This window comes from Paraliobacillus sp. X-1268, from assembly GCF_003426095.1.
In the GTDB taxonomy this organism is placed as follows: domain Bacteria; phylum Bacillota; class Bacilli; order Bacillales; family Amphibacillaceae; genus Paraliobacillus_A; species Paraliobacillus_A zengyii.
On record NZ_QJSK01000001.1, the window covers coordinates 515,461 to 531,082 of the forward strand.

Sequence of the window (15,622 nt, forward strand, 5' to 3'; positions counted from 1 at the left end):
CACCCCCTTTCAAAGTAGCAAGAGAATAACAAATTCTACATTACCATACCACCATCAACTTGTATAGTTTGTCCAGTGATATAACTTGCATCATCAGAAGCTAAAAATCGCACAACTTTCGCAACATCCTCACCACTACCCAATCTTGTAAGAGGTATTAATTCAGTCATTGCATCGCGTTGCTCAATTGATAATTTAGCTGTCATATCTGTTTCAATAAATCCTGGTGCAACTGCATTTACTAAGATATTACGCGTAGCTAATTCCTTTGCAGCGGTTTTAGTCATACCAATTACACCAGCTTTTGCTGCTACATAGTTTGCTTGACCAGCGTTACCACTAATACCAACTACTGAGGCGACATTAATAATTCGACCAGCTCTTTGCTTCATCATTTGTCTTGTCACAGCTTTCGTAGTAAGAAAAACACCTTTTAAATTCGTTTGAATTACTTCATCAAATTCTTCTTCTTTCATACGCATGATCAAATTATCACGTGTTATACCGGCATTATTAACTAAGATATCTAAACTACCAAATATTTCTATTACTTGCTTGATCATATCTTTGACTTCTGCTTCAACCGTAACATCTGCTTGAATCTTAATTGCCTCTATGCCTAATGCTTCTATCTCATCAACAACTTGTTGTGCTTTTGTTTCGTTGCCTGCAAAGTTGACGGCAACTTTCACTCCTTGCGATGCAAGCTCTAGTGCAACTGATCTACCAATCCCTCGAGAAGCACCTGTTATAAGTGCTACCTTACCTTTAAGCATTAAGATTCCTCCTTATACCATGAAATAAACGCCTGAAGTGATTCTGGATCTTGGATAGAGAAAGTAGTCATGCGACGATTCACTTTCTTCATTAATCCAGTTAAGACTTTTCCAGTACCAATTTCTACGATAGCATCCAATGAATCATCATTCAAACGGTGTAAAATTTCTTCAAAACGAACTGGTGAATACAATTGTTCTATTAGTAATTGTTTAATTTCTACTTGGTCTGTCACTTCTTCGGCCGATACATTCGCATAGACAGGAATTTCCGCATTGGTAACATTTACTTGTTCTAATCGTTTAGAAAATTCATTAGCAGCTGGTTTCATTAAACTAGAATGAAATGGTCCACTAACATTTAACGGCAAGACCCGTTTTGCTCCAGCTTCTTTTAACTTTGTAACGGCATGTTCTATTGCTACTTTAGTTCCTGAAATGACTATTTGACCTGGACAATTCAAATTAGCAATTTCAATCACTTCATTTGTTTCCGTTTGAATTTGATCTAATTCTTTTTGCAGAGTATCTTGCTCCATTCCGAGAACCGCAGCCATTAGTCCTTGACCTTTTGGATATGCTTCTTCCATCAACCGACCTCTAGCTTGTACTAATGGTAAGGCATCCTGAAATGGCAAAGCATTTGCTGCCACGAGTGCGCTGTATTCGCCAAGACTATGACCAGCAAGACGTACTGGTTTAATACCTTCCTCAAAAAGTACCCTAGTAATAGCAATGCTAGTAAGTAATAAAGCAGGTTGGGCATTCTCTGTTTGCTTTAACTTATCGTCTGGGCCCACAAACATAAGATCCGTTAAATTTAAATTCAATAATGCATTAGCCTGTTCAAAAAGTTCTTTTACCACCGGATACGTTTGATATAATTCTTCACCCATACCAACTTGTTGTGATCCTTGTCCGGGATATATAAAGGCTACTTGTTTCATATTATTCCTCCTCACTGGCGTCATACTCTGCTACTGTTGTTTCAATTTTTTTTGTGACATCATATTCCACCATATGACATGCTTGCTTAATTGCACTAAAAATCGCACGAGCGTTTGAAGAACCATGTGCTTTGATAACTGGGGATTGAAGACCAAAAAGTCCTGCACCACCATATTCTGAATAGTCTAATTGATCTTTTAGTTTCCTTAAATCTTTTTGCATCAATCCAGCAGCTACTTTTGTCTTCATGTTAGCCATAAATGACTTCTTCAACATAGAAAACATTGTCGCAGCTGTACCCTCAATTGTTTTCAGCGTTATATTACCACTAAAACCATCTGTAACAACCACATCTGCAACACCGTCAAGTAAATCTCGTGCTTCTACATTACCAATGAAGTTAATCGGTGCTTGTTTTAATAGAGAAAAAGCAGCTTTTGTCAGTTCATTGCCTTTACCATCTTCTGTTCCAATATTCAGTAAGCCTACTCGAGGTGAAGTGATCCCCCGGACTTTCTCACTATAAATTGTACCCATGATTGCAAATTGAACGAGGTGTTTCGCTTTTGCGTCTACATTAGCACCAACATCTAATAATAAAAATCCTTTTTGATCTTTAGTTGGTAAAGTTGGGCTTAGTGCTGGTCTTTCTATACCTTTGATACGGCCGACTTGAAATAAACCAGCGCTCATTAACGCTCCGGTACTCCCTGCTGATACACAAGCGTCAGCTCGTTTTTCCTTCACTTCATTTGCCATTAAAACTAGAGAAGAGTCCTTTTTTCTACGAACAGCTCGAACAGGTTCTTCATCACCAGTTATTACAGTTGTTGTATGTATAATCGATATCTTGCTGTCATCTGTTAAATGAGTCGCTATTTTTTCTTGATCTCCCACTAATGTTATTTCAAGGTTTTCAATCTGTTTGACAGCTTCCATAGCCCCTTTTACTACTGCTTCTGGAGCATGGTCGCCTCCCATTGCATCAATTACTAACTTCATGTCGATCTTCTCCTTTTTGTTCTGTAGAACGATACATATCGAACACACCAGAAAAAACAATTTCATTATCAACATAGCTATCTACTTCAACCGATGTCCGTTGATTTTCAACAGCAGTGACTACTTTAGCTTTTGCAATAACGCGTTCCCCTTGTTTAACTTGTCGCGTAAACTTTATCTCTGCCTTAGCGGTTAAAGCTAGCTCATCGTTAATAACTGCCACAGCTAATGAATTAGCTTGAGCAAATAAATGATGGCCACGAGCAATATCATTACGTGAGAATACATGTTCACTACTAATGTCTAAAATAGAAATAGCCCGATTGTCTAATTCTAAATCAATCACTTCTCCAATTACTTCATCAATTCGTAATGCTTTTACGGTTTCATTCCATTGATCGGTTGCGACAGATTTGATTCGTTCACGCAACTCAGGAATGGATAATTCCATTCTGTCTAATCGAATAGTCTGAATACTAACGCCAAACTGTTTTGCCAACGCTTCATCCGTAATGAAAGGCATCTCTTTAATTGTTTCTTGTAATTTTTGTTGTCTATGTTTTTTCGGTAATTTCATTTATTTAAACACCATCCTAGTTTTCTCATCACTTCCAATGTAAAACTAAAGAGAATTTTTAATTTATGAGTAGGTACTAATAGTAATATATAATACCAAAGAAAAAGATGCAAGCCCCTTTAATCAAATGAAGATCCATTATTGTTTAATTCTTTTGTGATGTAGCTTTTAAGTGCATAATAATTTGGATCTTTCAATCGATCTTGATAAACAATTGATTGTGCATCATTTCTGGCCGTTTCTAATGCACGATAATCTTGAACAATATCAGCTACTTTAAACTCAGGTAAGCCACTTTGTTTTTTACCAAAAAAGTCCCCAGGTCCTCTTAATTGCAAATCTTGCTCTGCTAATTCAAATCCATTACTCGTTTCGGTCATAATTTTCATACGTTCTTTTCCTACTTCACCTTTAGGATCAGCAAGTAAAATACAATAACTCTGCGCTTGCCCACGTCCCACTCTTCCTCTTAATTGGTGTAATTGTGATAAACCAAATCTTTCTGCATCATATACGAGCATAACTGTTGCATTTGGAACATTCACACCTACCTCCACAACTGTCGTAGAAACTAAAACATGAATCTCATTAGCCGCAAACTGCTGCATAACATCTTCTTTTTCATCACTATGTAACCTACCATGTAATAAACCAACTTTAGTCGACGAAGGGAATGTATTTTGTAATTGATTATATAAGTCTACCGCATTTTGAATATCTATTTTATCCGATTCTTCAATTAATGGACAAATAACATACGCTTGATAACCACTATCCACTTCTTTTTGAATGAATTGTAATAGACGAGGGAGCATGTTTTCTTTTACCCAATAGGTTTCAACTGTTTTACGACCAACTGGCATCTCATCAATTTGCGATACATCCATATCACCGTAACTTGTAATAGCAAGTGTTCTAGGGATGGGGGTAGCTGTCATAAATAGTACATCTGGATCCATTCCTTTGTCACGCAACGTCTTTCGTTGATTAACACCAAAACGATGTTGCTCATCGACAATCACTGTACCTAAATTAGCAAAGACCACTTCCTCTTGGATCAATGCATGGGTACCGATAGTAATATCCACTTGATGCGTCTTGATTTTTTCTAGAATCTCTTTTCGTTTTTTCCCTTTAACAGAACCAGTTAATAACGTAATCGTTCCGTATCCATCGAATAAAGACTGTAACGATTCATAATGTTGTTCAGCCAATATTTCTGTTGGCACCATAATTGCTCCCTGCTTTTTAGATGTAATAGAAGCAAATAAGGCAATCGCAGCGACAGCTGTTTTCCCTGAACCAACATCACCTTGTAATAATCGATTCATTCGGTAAGGGGCACGTAAATCTACTAATATTTCATCAAGTGAACGTTTTTGCGCATCTGTTAACTTAAATGGTAACGTTTCAATAAACTGATTAACTTGAGACGCATCATATATTTGGCTATTTCCTTTTGTACGCTCTCGATCTCTTTTACGAAATAATTGCATTTTTAATTGGAACAATAAAAGCTCTTCATAAATAAAACGACGCTTCGCATGCTTAAGCGTTTGAAAATTAGATGGAAAATGCATTTCCCTCAATGCTTTAGCCCTTGTTGGCAGCTTGTAAGATTCTATATAAGGATTTGGTAATATTTCTTCAATCTCACCTGCAAATTGATCGATAGCCTGCATCATTATTTTTTTGAATTGTGCTGACTTTAGTATATTCTTTAAATAATAAACAGGCTGAATCGGATCATCTTGTTTCACTTTACCCTTTTTATATTGATTGACAGTAATTTGTAAGCGATGCTGATCCCATTTCCCAGTTAATGTTACTGTATCACCTTGTTGTAATTGTTTTTTCGCGAAAGGTCGATTGAACATAATCCCTTTTATGATTACTTCTTCAACTTGAAGATGAAGTATTAAGCGTGATTTCTTTTTTCCGAAAAAGGTGAGCACAGGATCTCCTACGACTTCCCCTTCTATCGATACTTTCTCATCATGCCTTAATTCACTGACAGGTTTGATTTCATAATGTTCGTATCTGTTTGGAAAATAAAAGAGCAAATCATTAACTGTATAAATCCCCAGTTCTTCAAAGTTCTTTTGTAAAGCTTCTCCTACTCCTTTAACTTGCTCAATCGAATGATCTCCCAATTATCTCACTCTTTCTCTGCTGTATTTCCGTAAATTTTTGCAGCAATTGCTCGCCCAGTTGGTGTAGCAGCAAGACCACCTTCTGCAGTCTCTCGTAAAGCTGATGGCATTTGTCTTCCAATTCGATACATCGCTCCTATAACTTCATCACAAGGAATTTTACTAACAATACCTGCTAAAGCCATATCTGCTGATACAATCGCATTAGAAGCTCCAGCTGCGTTACGCTTAACACATGGTACCTCAACGAGTCCTGCAACAGGGTCGCAAACAAGTCCTAACATATTTTTTAACGTTATAGCAAACGCTTCTGCACTTTGTTTCGGTGTCCCACCAGACATTTCTACTACAGCTGCCGAAGCCATTGCTGCAGCTGAACCTATTTCTGCTTGACAACCACCAGCAGCGCCGGAAATAAAAGCATTATTTGCAACAACAAATCCAAAAGCACCAGATGTAAATAAGAAACGAATCATCTCTTCTCGAGAAGGTTCTAATCTTTCTTTTACTGCGAATAAAGCACCCGGAACACAGCCAGCACTTCCAGCTGTCGGTGTAGCACAAATTAACCCCATAGCAGCGTTTACTTCATTTGTTGCGACCGCTTTACTAACAGCATCCAATAATAACGTGCCTGAAAGTGGTTTGTTTGTTTTTATATAGTTTTGTAGAAGTACCGCATCCCCACCTGTAAGACCTGAATGAGAACGGACACCTTTTAAACCATCTTCTATTGCTTTTTCCATGACATCTAGATTTCGTTCCATTTGAGCCATTATCTGTTCTCTAGATTTCCCATGCAAGTTCATCTCTTGAAGGATCATTGCTTCAGAGATCGAAATATTTTTTTCTTCTGTGATTGTTAATAATTCTGCGACGTTTCGAAACAAATAAATCCCTCCCTGATTCTTATTATTTATTTAATAATTTAACTCTAGTTCTAGTTCGTATATATGTAATGTGAATCAATCGACAATTTTAGAAACATGCAAGATGTGGTCAGCTTGATCTAATTCTAATTCTATCGCTTCACTTACGTTTTGGTCCAGTTCAATTACCATTAATGCTTCTTTGCCTATGTCTTTACGTGATACTTCCATTCTACCAATATTAATTTCGTGCTTTGCTAATATTTGTGTAACAGATGCAATTGCACCAAAACGATCATTGTGCATGATTAAGATAGCCGGATGGTTTCCTGATAAATGCAATTCAAAACCATTCAGTTCCGTAATTTCAACTTTCCCACCGCCGATAGAAATACCCACTAATTCAAAAGTTTCATTACCAACACCCATTTTAATTCGCATTGTATTTGGGTGTTCAACGGCACTTTCTTCTTCAAAAAAGTGGACAGCAATACCTTTTGAATGTGCAATTTCCAATGCTGTACTAATTCGACTGTCATCAGTATCATAGTCTAATAAGCCTGCAATAACTGCAACATCCGTACCATGGCCTCTATACGTTTTAGCAAATGACCCGTAGAGATAAATATCTGCCCAAACTGGTTCATTTCCAAATAAATTTCTCGCAGCCCTACCAATTCTTGCAGCACCTGCTGTGTGAGAACTTGAAGGTCCAATCATAACAGGACCAATAATGTCAAAAACTGATTTGTATTTCATTCGAAATGACACTCCTTTCAATTCCCTCAGTTATTAAACGTGTTTTATATTTTCTTACTCAATTATCTCAACAAAAAAATAAGCGTTAATTGTTGAATGTGTTTCGTTTGAATTATATTATGTGACATTCTTTAGAGATCTGTTTTTTATAAGTTTATTGTCAATTACAGAATTAACACAGACTATGTCGTAACGATCTTTAGTTAAATGGACATTTAACAGAGCTTTCGCCTCGCATCTCAAGCGAAATGGGCTCCCTTTCCGTAGGCACGGCTTCAGCTAACTTAGTAAAGCAAAAAGTTCGTCAGCCGATTTCAAAAGAAGCGTGAAGTCAACTTCTATTTTGATTGTCAGACTTCCTTGTTATATCAAGACTTGAATACCTGTTTCATACTTGCGTAAGTTGTAAACTTAGTATAACGAAACTTCTAACATAAGAAAAGCTCAGGATATGGTCTTACTCCTGAGCCTTCTTACTTATTCTATAGCAAAAATATAAGAATAAATCGGTTGATTTCCTTTATGAACTTCTATTTCCAAGTCTTCAAATTCCGCTTCAATGTATGATTCGATGATCTCAATTTCTTCATCAGCAGCATCTTCACCTTGTAAGATCGTTACAATTTCATCTTCCTCTGTAACAAGTTCTGCTAATAATTGTTTGATAACATCTAATTTATCTTTACCTGTTGCGATAATCTTACTATCAGCAAGCCCCATAAAGTTTCCATTTTCAATCGTTAACCCATCTATTTGCGTATCTCTTACTGCATATGTTATCTGACCAGTTTTTACTTGCTTACTTGCTTCTAACATATTCGCTTTGTTAGTCTCAAGCGAAGAATCAGGATGAAAGGCTAATAATGCGCTCATTCCCTGTGGAATTGTTTTCGTTGGAACAACAATTACTTCATCTTCACTTAAATCTGCAGCTTGCTCAGCAGCCATGACAATATTTTTATTGTTAGGTAATATAATTACGCGTTTAGCATGCGCTTCTTCAATTGCATGTGTAATGTCCTGCGTACTAGGATTCATTGTTTGTCCACCTTGAATGACAACTGATGCACCAAGACTTTCTAACAATTCTTTTAATCCATCACCCATTGCAACAGATACGATCGCATAATCTTGCTTTTTCTTTGGCTTTTCTTTCGTTTTAACCTTATCACCGACAATAGAAGTATGTTGCTCACGCATATTTTCAACTTTAATACTAATAAAGCTTCCAAAACGCTGGCCTAAATCTATAGCTTGACCAGGATATTCTACGTGCACATGGACTTTAATAATTTCATCATCAGATACAACTAATAATGAATCACCTAGTTCACTTAGCTCTTGACGAAATACTTCTTCATCATAAGGATTTTCTTTTAATTTTTCATCTTCAAATTTAACCATAAATTCAGTACAATAACCAAATTCGATATCCTCTGTTCGCATATAATCTTGAACAAGTTTATGATGTTCAGCGTTTACCAAATCATCCATTTCAACCGTCGCATTTGCAGATTCAGGTAAAGCCTCTCCTTTTAAGGATGCTAAAAACCCTTCATATATAACTACTAAACCTTGTCCACCACTATCTACTACACCAACCTCTTTCAAAACTGGTAATAATTCCGGTGTATGCGCAAGCGATTTTTTAGAAGCTTTTAAGACACCTTCCATAAATACAATGATGTCCTCAGTAGTTTCAGCTAATTCTACTGCTTTTTTAGCGGTATCTTTTGCTACAGTTAAAATTGTCCCTTCAACCGGTTTCATAACAGCTTTATAAGCTGTATTAACACCTGTTTGCAAAGCCTTTGCGAATGTTTTTGTATCAAGAACTTCAGCACCATTCACACCTTTTGCAAAACCGCGAAATAGTTGTGAAAGTATCACACCTGAATTTCCACGTGCACCCATTAACAAGCCTTTTGCAAATGCTTCAGATACTACTGTTACAGATTCATTCTCTAATTTCTTTACTTCGGCAGCGCCTGAAGTCATTGATAAATTCATATTTGTACCCGTGTCCCCATCAGGAACTGGAAAAACATTTAATGCATCAATCATTGTTGCATTGTTAGTTAAATGGTTTGCACCAAGTAGCACCATTTGTGCAAACTTAGCGCCTTCTATAGTTCTTACAACCACTAGAACTTCCTCCTTCGTAAACGAAAAACTTAACACGTTTCAATTTGTAGCTAGCATTTTATTTATTACAACTTTTATTTTTTATTCTGCTTGTACCCTTACACCTTGAATGAAAATATTAATTGCATGAATTGGTAATCCTAATGTTTTATCCAATGTATATTTTACCTGAGATTGTACGTTATGAGCTACTTCAGAAATCTTTGTACCATAACTTACAATAATATACATATCAATACTAATAAGGTCATCATCTTGACGAACGACAACACCTTTAGAAAAGTTTTCTTTACGTAAAATTTCCGCAATTCCATCTTTCAGTTGGTTTTTTGAAGCCATACCAACAATACCATAGCACTCAATAGCTGCTCCACCGGCAACTGTAGAGATTACTTCATTTGTAATTGTGACATGTCCGTCTTTTGTAGTTAATTCAATAGACATAACATTATCCTCCTTAGTCATATCTTGCTATTCTTTTACTTATAATTTCAGTTTAACATATAAAACAGTTCGGTTATCTTCATATTACAACAAACAAATTAATTATGAAAGCCGTTTCACCTTGTACCTTTAACAAAAAACTGTTTCATTGGTTAGTATGTACTTGAATAAATCCGTGTATTAAGGACCTAAGTCTTCCATAACCTTGATAAACCCCTTTATACAATGGACGAAAACTTAAATTCTGTCAAGCGAATCTGCTTTATATTCCTATTATAAAGCTACTTTTTGTCTAAAAATTGAAGGTTTTGCTTATTAGTAGTAATTAATTCGTGATCATTTTGATCGTTCTTACTTTATTCAACTATAGATTGCATTATCCGTATATTTGTGATAAATTATATAAGTATGTAATGAGATAGATGTAAGTAGGAGGGATTAATATGGGACGAAAATGTGTTATAACTGGACGTAAAACTTCAACTGGAAATAACCGTTCGCACGCAATGAACTCTAATAAACGCACATGGAAAGCTAACGTGCAAAAAGTTCGCATTATGGTAGATGGTAAACCGAAACGTGTTTATGTTTCTACTCGTGCATTGAAATCTGGTAAAGTAGAGCGCGTATAATTATAAGTAGTGCTTTAATGATTAGTTTTTACTATTCAATAAAAGATATACTTATTTAACAAAAAAGCACCTATGATTAGGTGCTTTTTTGTTATGCCACTTTCACATACGGAACAAATTAATTCTTTTTAAATGAACCCATGATTACTCGAACGAAGCCACCAATGAACCTTGGGAGTTTAAAGGTATAAAATTTAATGAGAACCCCTCCTCTTTTCCTTATGACAAAAAATACTTCATATTATTCTATGATTACCATGCCTAATAAGTACATCACGGCTCTTTATCATTATTAATATGCCTGTATCAAAAGAAAAAGTACCTTTTTTCCGAATAAGCTTATTGGAAAGACATAGAGTTGATCCCCATTCAATTAATTTATCCTCTAACGGATAGTAGAAATTTTCAAGAGATAAACCTGCTACAGCAGGTGTTAAAGGAATAAAGGAGATCATCGGTAAATTGTGATTTTCCTCAATCTCATAGTTTCCAGGACGAAATAAAGAAATTTCATTTTGAGAATCAATTATACTAGTTTGGATGTCCTGTTTTAATCGGGAGAGTAATTGAATATTAGCCAGTGTGTGGTCCATTCGACCACCTGTAGCACCAAAGATAAGTAATTTATTAGGCTTTAAAGCCATTGCTTCTAAAATAGCTAAATCTAGATCAGTTTCATCCTTTTCAATTGAAAAAACATTTATTTTTTTTGCATGCTCTTTCACCTTACTAAATTCATCTTCAGTTATCGAATCAAAATCGCCAATTGCTAGATCTAGACTCATATTTTCCTCTACTAAACGGTAAGAACCTTTATCTGCACCAATCCAGTAGTCAACTTGATTCTGGTATAATGTTAAGTTTGGAATAAATGAAGCAGGACCTCCCGCTACAATGGCTACAGTATACATAATCTTACCCCTTTTATGCACAAACTTTATTTTGTTGCATTTCGAATGATCTCAATTGCTTCATGTCGATCCTGTTGATTGAAAATAGCGCTTCCTGCAACTAACACATCGACACCTGCATCTGTACACAATTTGGCAGTTTCTTCATTAATACCACCATCAACTTCAAACTCCACATGAGGGGCAAATTCTCTTCTCCAAATAGCTGCTTGTTCAACCTTCGACAATACATCTGCGATAAAGGACTGCCCACCAAAGCCAGGATTTACAGTCATAAACAAGACTAAATCGACATCTTTTAAAATAGGGTAGAGCATTTCTACAGGTGTACCAGGATTGATTACAACTCCCGCTTTTACTCCTCTTGCTTTAATCGCATGAATCGTGCGGTGTAAATGCACACAAGCTTCGACATGAACAGAAATAATATCTGCTCCAGCATCAGCAAAAGCGTCAATATAGTCATCTGGATTATCAATCATTAAATGCACATCTAAAGGTAACGTAGTAACTGGACGAATAGCATTAACAATAAGTGGTCCAATTGTTATGTTGGGAACAAAGTGGCCGTCCATTACATCAACATGAATATAATCGGCTCCCCCTCGTTCCACGTCTGTAATTTCATCTTTCAATCGTGCAAAATCAGCTGATAGAATAGATGGGGCAATTTTTGTCATCTTTTAATACCTCGGCTTTCTTGTATGAATTTCGTGATAAAATGAAACATAATGTTTGTATCGGAAAGATGCGATTTCTTCATTTTCTACGGCTGCTTTAATGGCACACTTCGGCTCATTAATATGCATGCAGCCACGGAATTTACAATCATTCTGTCTGCTTCTCATTTCAGGAAAGCAAACAGGTAACGTTTCTAAATCAATTTGATCAAATTCCAATGAACTAAATCCAGGTGTATCCGCAACTAAACCTTCTGCAATTTCTACAAGTTCAACATGCCTCGTTGTATGTTTACCACGATTCAGACTAGTTGAAATTTCGTCTGTCTCGATATCAAGTTGTGGATTCAATTTATTTAATAACGATGATTTACCCACACCTGATTGTCCAGCTATAACCGATATGTTATTAGAGAAATAAGGCATTAGTTGTTGCAGATCAGAACCATCTTTCGTTGATGACACTTCAACCTGATAGCCAATAGAACGGTAAATTTCCTGATATATATTAATTTTTTCTAACTCTTCAGCAGAAAGCATGTCTACTTTTGAAATAAATATAACAGGTTCTATTTGATTCGCTTCTACTAATAATAAAAAACGATCTAATAGTAGGGAACTAAAATCAGGTTCTTTAGCTGATACGACAATAACAGCTTGATCAATATTCGCTATAGGTGGGCGTCTTAATTCATTTTTACGTTCTTTTATTTCAAAAATATAGCCTTCATTCGGATTGCTAATATCAAATTGGACATCATCACCAACTAATGGGGTGATTTTTTGTTTGCGAAATAATCCTCGTCCTCTGCATTGATATATATTTTGATCACTCTTCACGTAATAAAAGCCGCTTAATGCTTTCATAATTTTACCTTCAGGCATTCATTCACTCACCCCTCTACATCTTCATATGCAATCGTTTTTTGCAAGATTACTTGATCTTCTCTTTCAACTTTGTAAGTTGCAGTCTCACCCGGTGCGATCGTAAGCCTAACAGAAAACTCCGTATCGTCCGTAATGGACTCTGTTTCATACAAGCTTGTAAGATCATTATTCATATCATTAATATAGATACGCACTTCTTGCGCTTCACTTGTAGCATTCTCGTTATTTCCATTTCCATTTTCAGTACCGTTTCCATTTTCATCACCATTACCGTTATTAGTAGTGTCGCCAGTATATGGTATTGTAAAGGAAACGCTATGTGTTATAGGAGGCTGTTCTTCTTCTCCTATTGAAACAACAAGATCGATCACAGTATCCTCTTCCACTTCACTACCTGCACTTGGAGATTGACTAATTACATCACCCTCTGCGACATCATCTGAATTACTTTCTTCTATATTGGCGGATAAATTATTTGCTGCTAGATACTCTCTTGCATCATCTTCACTCATGCCAGTTAAGTCATCTAACGTGATCATTTTTTCTCCAGCACTAACATCGAATATAACAATAGTATCAGAAGGAACCACCGCACTATTTGGTGAAGGTTCAACCTGTTCTAAAATCTGTCCTTCTGGTTGATCAGAATAGGTATCGTTTCTCTGAACGTCTTGATAACCTAGTTGCAGGAGAATTCGTTCTACTTGATCATAATTCTGCCCTACATAATCAGCAATATCTTCTGTTTCTTTTCCTTGACTAACATAAACTGTTATCGAGGAGCCTTCTTTAATATTTATGCCTGCCTCAGGGTTCGTTCTCGTTACGTGATCTTCCGGAATTTCTTCTGAGAAATCATCTTCACGTTCTACTTCTAAACCAAGTTCTACAAGTTCTTGTAAAGCATCACTATATGTTTCTCCTTCTAACTCAGGAACCGTTATATCATCTGGTTGGAGCCAATTAGGCAATACAAATAATGCAAACAGACCTGAACTTATTAGAACAAAGAATACTATTATCAACCAAATAAAAACTTTCTTTTTTTTGGATTTCTTTTTCTTAGCTTTTTTATTTTTACCTGTTTTTATATCTGTTTCATTTTCTGTTGGTTGTTCATTTCCAACATTATTTTTAGTGTGAACGAGTGTATCTTGTGCTGATTTATTTTTTTCAAAAGATTTTTCCGTTATGATCGGAATTGCTTTTGTTGACTCGCCCTCTTCTTCAGGCGGGAAAAAAGCTGGCTCATTCAAACGAGATGGGTCTAAAGCAGTTATTAAATCTTGCTCAAAAGCATCTACCGAATCATACCGATAGAATGGATCTTTTGTTGTTGCTTTTAAAACAACATTTTCAATACTTTGTGGTATTTCTTCATTCCATTGTCTAATGGAGGGCGTATTAGATTGTAAGTGTTTTAAGGCAATCGAAACTGCAGATTGTCCAGAGAAAGGTATCCGCCCAGTCAACAATTCATAGAGGACAATACCTAGTGAATAGATATCGGATTTTTTATTTGCGTTCCCTCCGCGCGCCTGTTCTGGTGAAAGATAATGAACAGAACCTAATACAGAATTGGTTTGCGTCAATGAGGTAGCACTTAAAGCCAATGCTATACCAAAATCAGTCACTTTAACTTGACCAAAAGGGTCAATTAAAATGTTTTGGGGTTTAATGTCACGATGAACAATATCATTTTCATGGGCATGATCAATTGCAGATGTAACTTGTCTCATAATTGCAATCGCTTCTTCAACTTGGATTGGACCGTATAATTGAATATATTTTTTTAAAGTCATCCCATCGACATACTCCATAACCATGTAGTATATATTATCTTCATCGCCGACGTCATATATATTAACTATATTAGGATTAGATAAACTTGTTGCAGAATGGGCTTCACGATGAAAACGGGTAATAAATTCTTCATCATTTGCATATTCTAGTTTCAATACTTTAATAGCTACTTCACGATCTAAAATAGTGTCATGGCCTAGATATACGTTGGCCATTCCACCGCCGCCAATCGTCTTTATTACCTTATAACGGTCATTCAGTAATCGACCTTCTAACACGATGGATCACCTTCTCTTACTGTTTCATATTCAGATAAAGTAATCGTGATATTGTCTTCTCCACCGCGATCATTAGCTAGATTAACTAATTGTTTTCCAATTTGGTCAAGTGAATCATCCTTCTGCAAATATTCATTGAATTCTTTATCACTGACTTTATTAGATAAACCATCTGAGCAAATCAGTATACGATCCTTTTCTTTCCATTCTTCTGATCTTACATCTGGTTCTGCATTTTTATCTGTGCCCAATGCTCTCATCAAAACATTTTTACGAGGATGAAATTCAGCATCTTCTTTTGAAATTTGACCAGATCGAACAAGTTCATTGACGAGTGAATGGTCCTCTGTTACTTGTCGAAGTGTTTGATCATGATAAAGATAACAACGGCTATCACCAATATGCGCGATAGAAACAAAATCACAAGAAAATATTGCAGCCACCACCGTTGTGCCCATACCAGCACATTCTTTATTTTCCTGTGCATGATCATAAACTTTTTGATTAATATCTTTAATTGAGTTTGTCAACCATTCTTCCGTTTCCTCTTTCGTTGTTAAGCTAGTGGTTTTTGGCCATTCTTGTTGAAAGTGATGGATAACCATTTGACTAGCCACATCACCTGCCTTATGGCCTCCCATCCCGTCTGCTACAACACTTAAAACTTGATTTTCTGCATTACGAAATATACCACCTGCATCTTCATTATGTTCTCTTACTTTTCCTTGATCCGTTATAAAATATTGCTTCATTCATC

General features: G+C 36.1%; 16 protein-coding genes. 1 reads left to right on the forward strand and 15 read right to left on the reverse strand.

Annotated elements, in window-relative coordinates; translation table 11 throughout:
• Positions 1–35: 35 nt before the first annotated feature.
• The 9 genes from fabG to D2K62_RS02710 form a co-directional block, all read right to left on the reverse strand.
• Positions 36–776 (reverse strand): 3-oxoacyl-[acyl-carrier-protein] reductase, encoded by a 741-nt coding sequence (gene fabG / locus D2K62_RS02670; protein ID WP_112180813.1) that lies wholly within the window; start codon positions 774–776, stop codon positions 36–38.
• The gene (gene fabD / locus D2K62_RS02675; protein ID WP_112180812.1) at positions 776–1,723 is read right to left on the reverse strand and encodes an ACP S-malonyltransferase; all 948 of its coding nucleotides are present in this window, start codon (positions 1,721–1,723) and stop codon (positions 776–778) included. The genes fabG and fabD overlap by 1 nt, the downstream gene beginning before the upstream one ends.
• A gap of 1 nt (position 1,724) precedes the next feature.
• Positions 1,725–2,726, reverse strand: coding sequence for a phosphate acyltransferase PlsX (gene plsX / locus D2K62_RS02680; protein WP_112180811.1), 1,002 nt, complete (start codon positions 2,724–2,726; stop codon positions 1,725–1,727).
• A complete protein-coding gene (gene fapR, locus D2K62_RS02685; protein ID WP_112180810.1) occupies positions 2,710–3,303 on the reverse strand; it encodes a transcription factor FapR in 594 nt (197 codons plus the stop codon). Before fapR ends, plsX begins: the two co-directional genes overlap by 17 nt.
• 119 nt (positions 3,304–3,422) lie before the next feature.
• Positions 3,423–5,456: an ATP-dependent DNA helicase RecG gene (gene recG / locus D2K62_RS02690; protein ID WP_117160871.1), complete on the reverse strand. Its 2,034-nt coding sequence runs from the start codon at positions 5,454–5,456 to the stop codon at positions 3,423–3,425.
• 5 nt (positions 5,457–5,461) lie between these two features.
• A complete protein-coding gene (sdaAA, locus tag D2K62_RS02695; RefSeq protein WP_112180808.1) occupies positions 5,462–6,346 on the reverse strand; it encodes an L-serine ammonia-lyase, iron-sulfur-dependent, subunit alpha in 885 nt (294 codons plus the stop codon).
• A 75-nt stretch (positions 6,347–6,421) separates the two neighbouring features.
• The gene (sdaAB, locus tag D2K62_RS02700) at positions 6,422–7,084 is read right to left on the reverse strand and encodes an L-serine ammonia-lyase, iron-sulfur-dependent subunit beta (RefSeq protein WP_117160872.1); all 663 of its coding nucleotides are present in this window, start codon (positions 7,082–7,084) and stop codon (positions 6,422–6,424) included.
• A 477-nt stretch (positions 7,085–7,561) separates the two neighbouring features.
• Positions 7,562–9,229 carry a DAK2 domain-containing protein gene (locus D2K62_RS02705; RefSeq protein WP_198663106.1) on the reverse strand — a complete coding sequence of 556 codons (1,668 nt, stop codon included), beginning with the start codon at positions 9,227–9,229 and terminating at the stop codon, positions 7,562–7,564.
• Positions 9,230–9,310: 81 nt separating this feature from the next.
• Complete coding sequence (locus D2K62_RS02710; protein ID WP_112180806.1) at positions 9,311–9,673, reverse strand: Asp23/Gls24 family envelope stress response protein; 363 nt, start codon at positions 9,671–9,673, stop codon at positions 9,311–9,313.
• Positions 9,674–10,116: 443 nt separating this feature from the next.
• Between D2K62_RS02710 and rpmB the strand changes: the two genes are divergently transcribed.
• Positions 10,117–10,305, forward strand: coding sequence for a 50S ribosomal protein L28 (gene rpmB, locus D2K62_RS02715; RefSeq protein WP_112180805.1), 189 nt, complete (start codon positions 10,117–10,119; stop codon positions 10,303–10,305).
• A 118-nt stretch (positions 10,306–10,423) separates the two neighbouring features.
• Here rpmB and spoVM read toward each other — a convergent pair whose 3' ends face one another.
• From spoVM to D2K62_RS02745, 6 genes are read right to left on the reverse strand one after another with little or no spacing between them, the layout of a single operon-like run.
• Positions 10,424–10,528, reverse strand: a complete 105-nt coding sequence (gene spoVM / locus D2K62_RS19245; protein ID WP_369974626.1) for a stage V sporulation protein SpoVM — start codon at positions 10,526–10,528, stop codon at positions 10,424–10,426.
• A 13-nt stretch (positions 10,529–10,541) separates the two neighbouring features.
• Positions 10,542–11,216, reverse strand: coding sequence for a thiamine diphosphokinase (locus D2K62_RS02725; protein WP_117160873.1), 675 nt, complete (start codon positions 11,214–11,216; stop codon positions 10,542–10,544).
• A 26-nt stretch (positions 11,217–11,242) separates the two neighbouring features.
• Entirely contained in the window at positions 11,243–11,896 is a 654-nt protein-coding gene (gene rpe, locus D2K62_RS02730; RefSeq protein ID WP_112180803.1) for a ribulose-phosphate 3-epimerase, read from the reverse strand.
• A 3-nt stretch (positions 11,897–11,899) separates the two neighbouring features.
• Entirely contained in the window at positions 11,900–12,781 is an 882-nt protein-coding gene (rsgA, locus tag D2K62_RS02735; protein WP_117160874.1) for a ribosome small subunit-dependent GTPase A, read from the reverse strand.
• A gap of 8 nt (positions 12,782–12,789) precedes the next feature.
• Positions 12,790–14,865 (reverse strand): Stk1 family PASTA domain-containing Ser/Thr kinase, encoded by a 2,076-nt coding sequence (gene pknB / locus D2K62_RS02740; protein ID WP_117160875.1) that lies wholly within the window; start codon positions 14,863–14,865, stop codon positions 12,790–12,792.
• Positions 14,859–15,617 carry a Stp1/IreP family PP2C-type Ser/Thr phosphatase gene (locus D2K62_RS02745; protein WP_112180800.1) on the reverse strand — a complete coding sequence of 253 codons (759 nt, stop codon included), beginning with the start codon at positions 15,615–15,617 and terminating at the stop codon, positions 14,859–14,861. Before D2K62_RS02745 ends, pknB begins: the two co-directional genes overlap by 7 nt.
• Positions 15,618–15,622 lie beyond the last annotated feature (5 nt).

Coding starts and splice junctions, on each gene's coding strand:
- fabG (WP_112180813.1), bottom strand. CDS start 776: ATGCTTAAAGGTAAGGTAGCACTTATAACAGGTGCTTCTCGAGGGATT.
- fabD (WP_112180812.1), bottom strand. CDS start 1,723: ATGAAACAAGTAGCCTTTATATATCCCGGACAAGGATCACAACAAGTT.
- plsX (WP_112180811.1), bottom strand. CDS start 2,726: ATGAAGTTAGTAATTGATGCAATGGGAGGCGACCATGCTCCAGAAGCA.
- fapR (WP_112180810.1), bottom strand. CDS start 3,303: ATGAAATTACCGAAAAAACATAGACAACAAAAATTACAAGAAACAATT.
- sdaAB (WP_117160872.1), bottom strand. CDS start 7,084: ATGAAATACAAATCAGTTTTTGACATTATTGGTCCTGTTATGATTGGA.
- D2K62_RS02710 (WP_112180806.1), bottom strand. CDS start 9,673: ATGTCTATTGAATTAACTACAAAAGACGGACATGTCACAATTACAAAT.
- rpmB (WP_112180805.1), top strand. CDS start 10,117: ATGGGACGAAAATGTGTTATAACTGGACGTAAAACTTCAACTGGAAAT.
- D2K62_RS02725 (WP_117160873.1), bottom strand. CDS start 11,216: ATGTATACTGTAGCCATTGTAGCGGGAGGTCCTGCTTCATTTATTCCA.
- rpe (WP_112180803.1), bottom strand. CDS start 11,896: ATGACAAAAATTGCCCCATCTATTCTATCAGCTGATTTTGCACGATTG.
- rsgA (WP_117160874.1), bottom strand. CDS start 12,781: ATGCCTGAAGGTAAAATTATGAAAGCATTAAGCGGCTTTTATTACGTG.
- D2K62_RS02745 (WP_112180800.1), bottom strand. CDS start 15,617: ATGAAGCAATATTTTATAACGGATCAAGGAAAAGTAAGAGAACATAAT.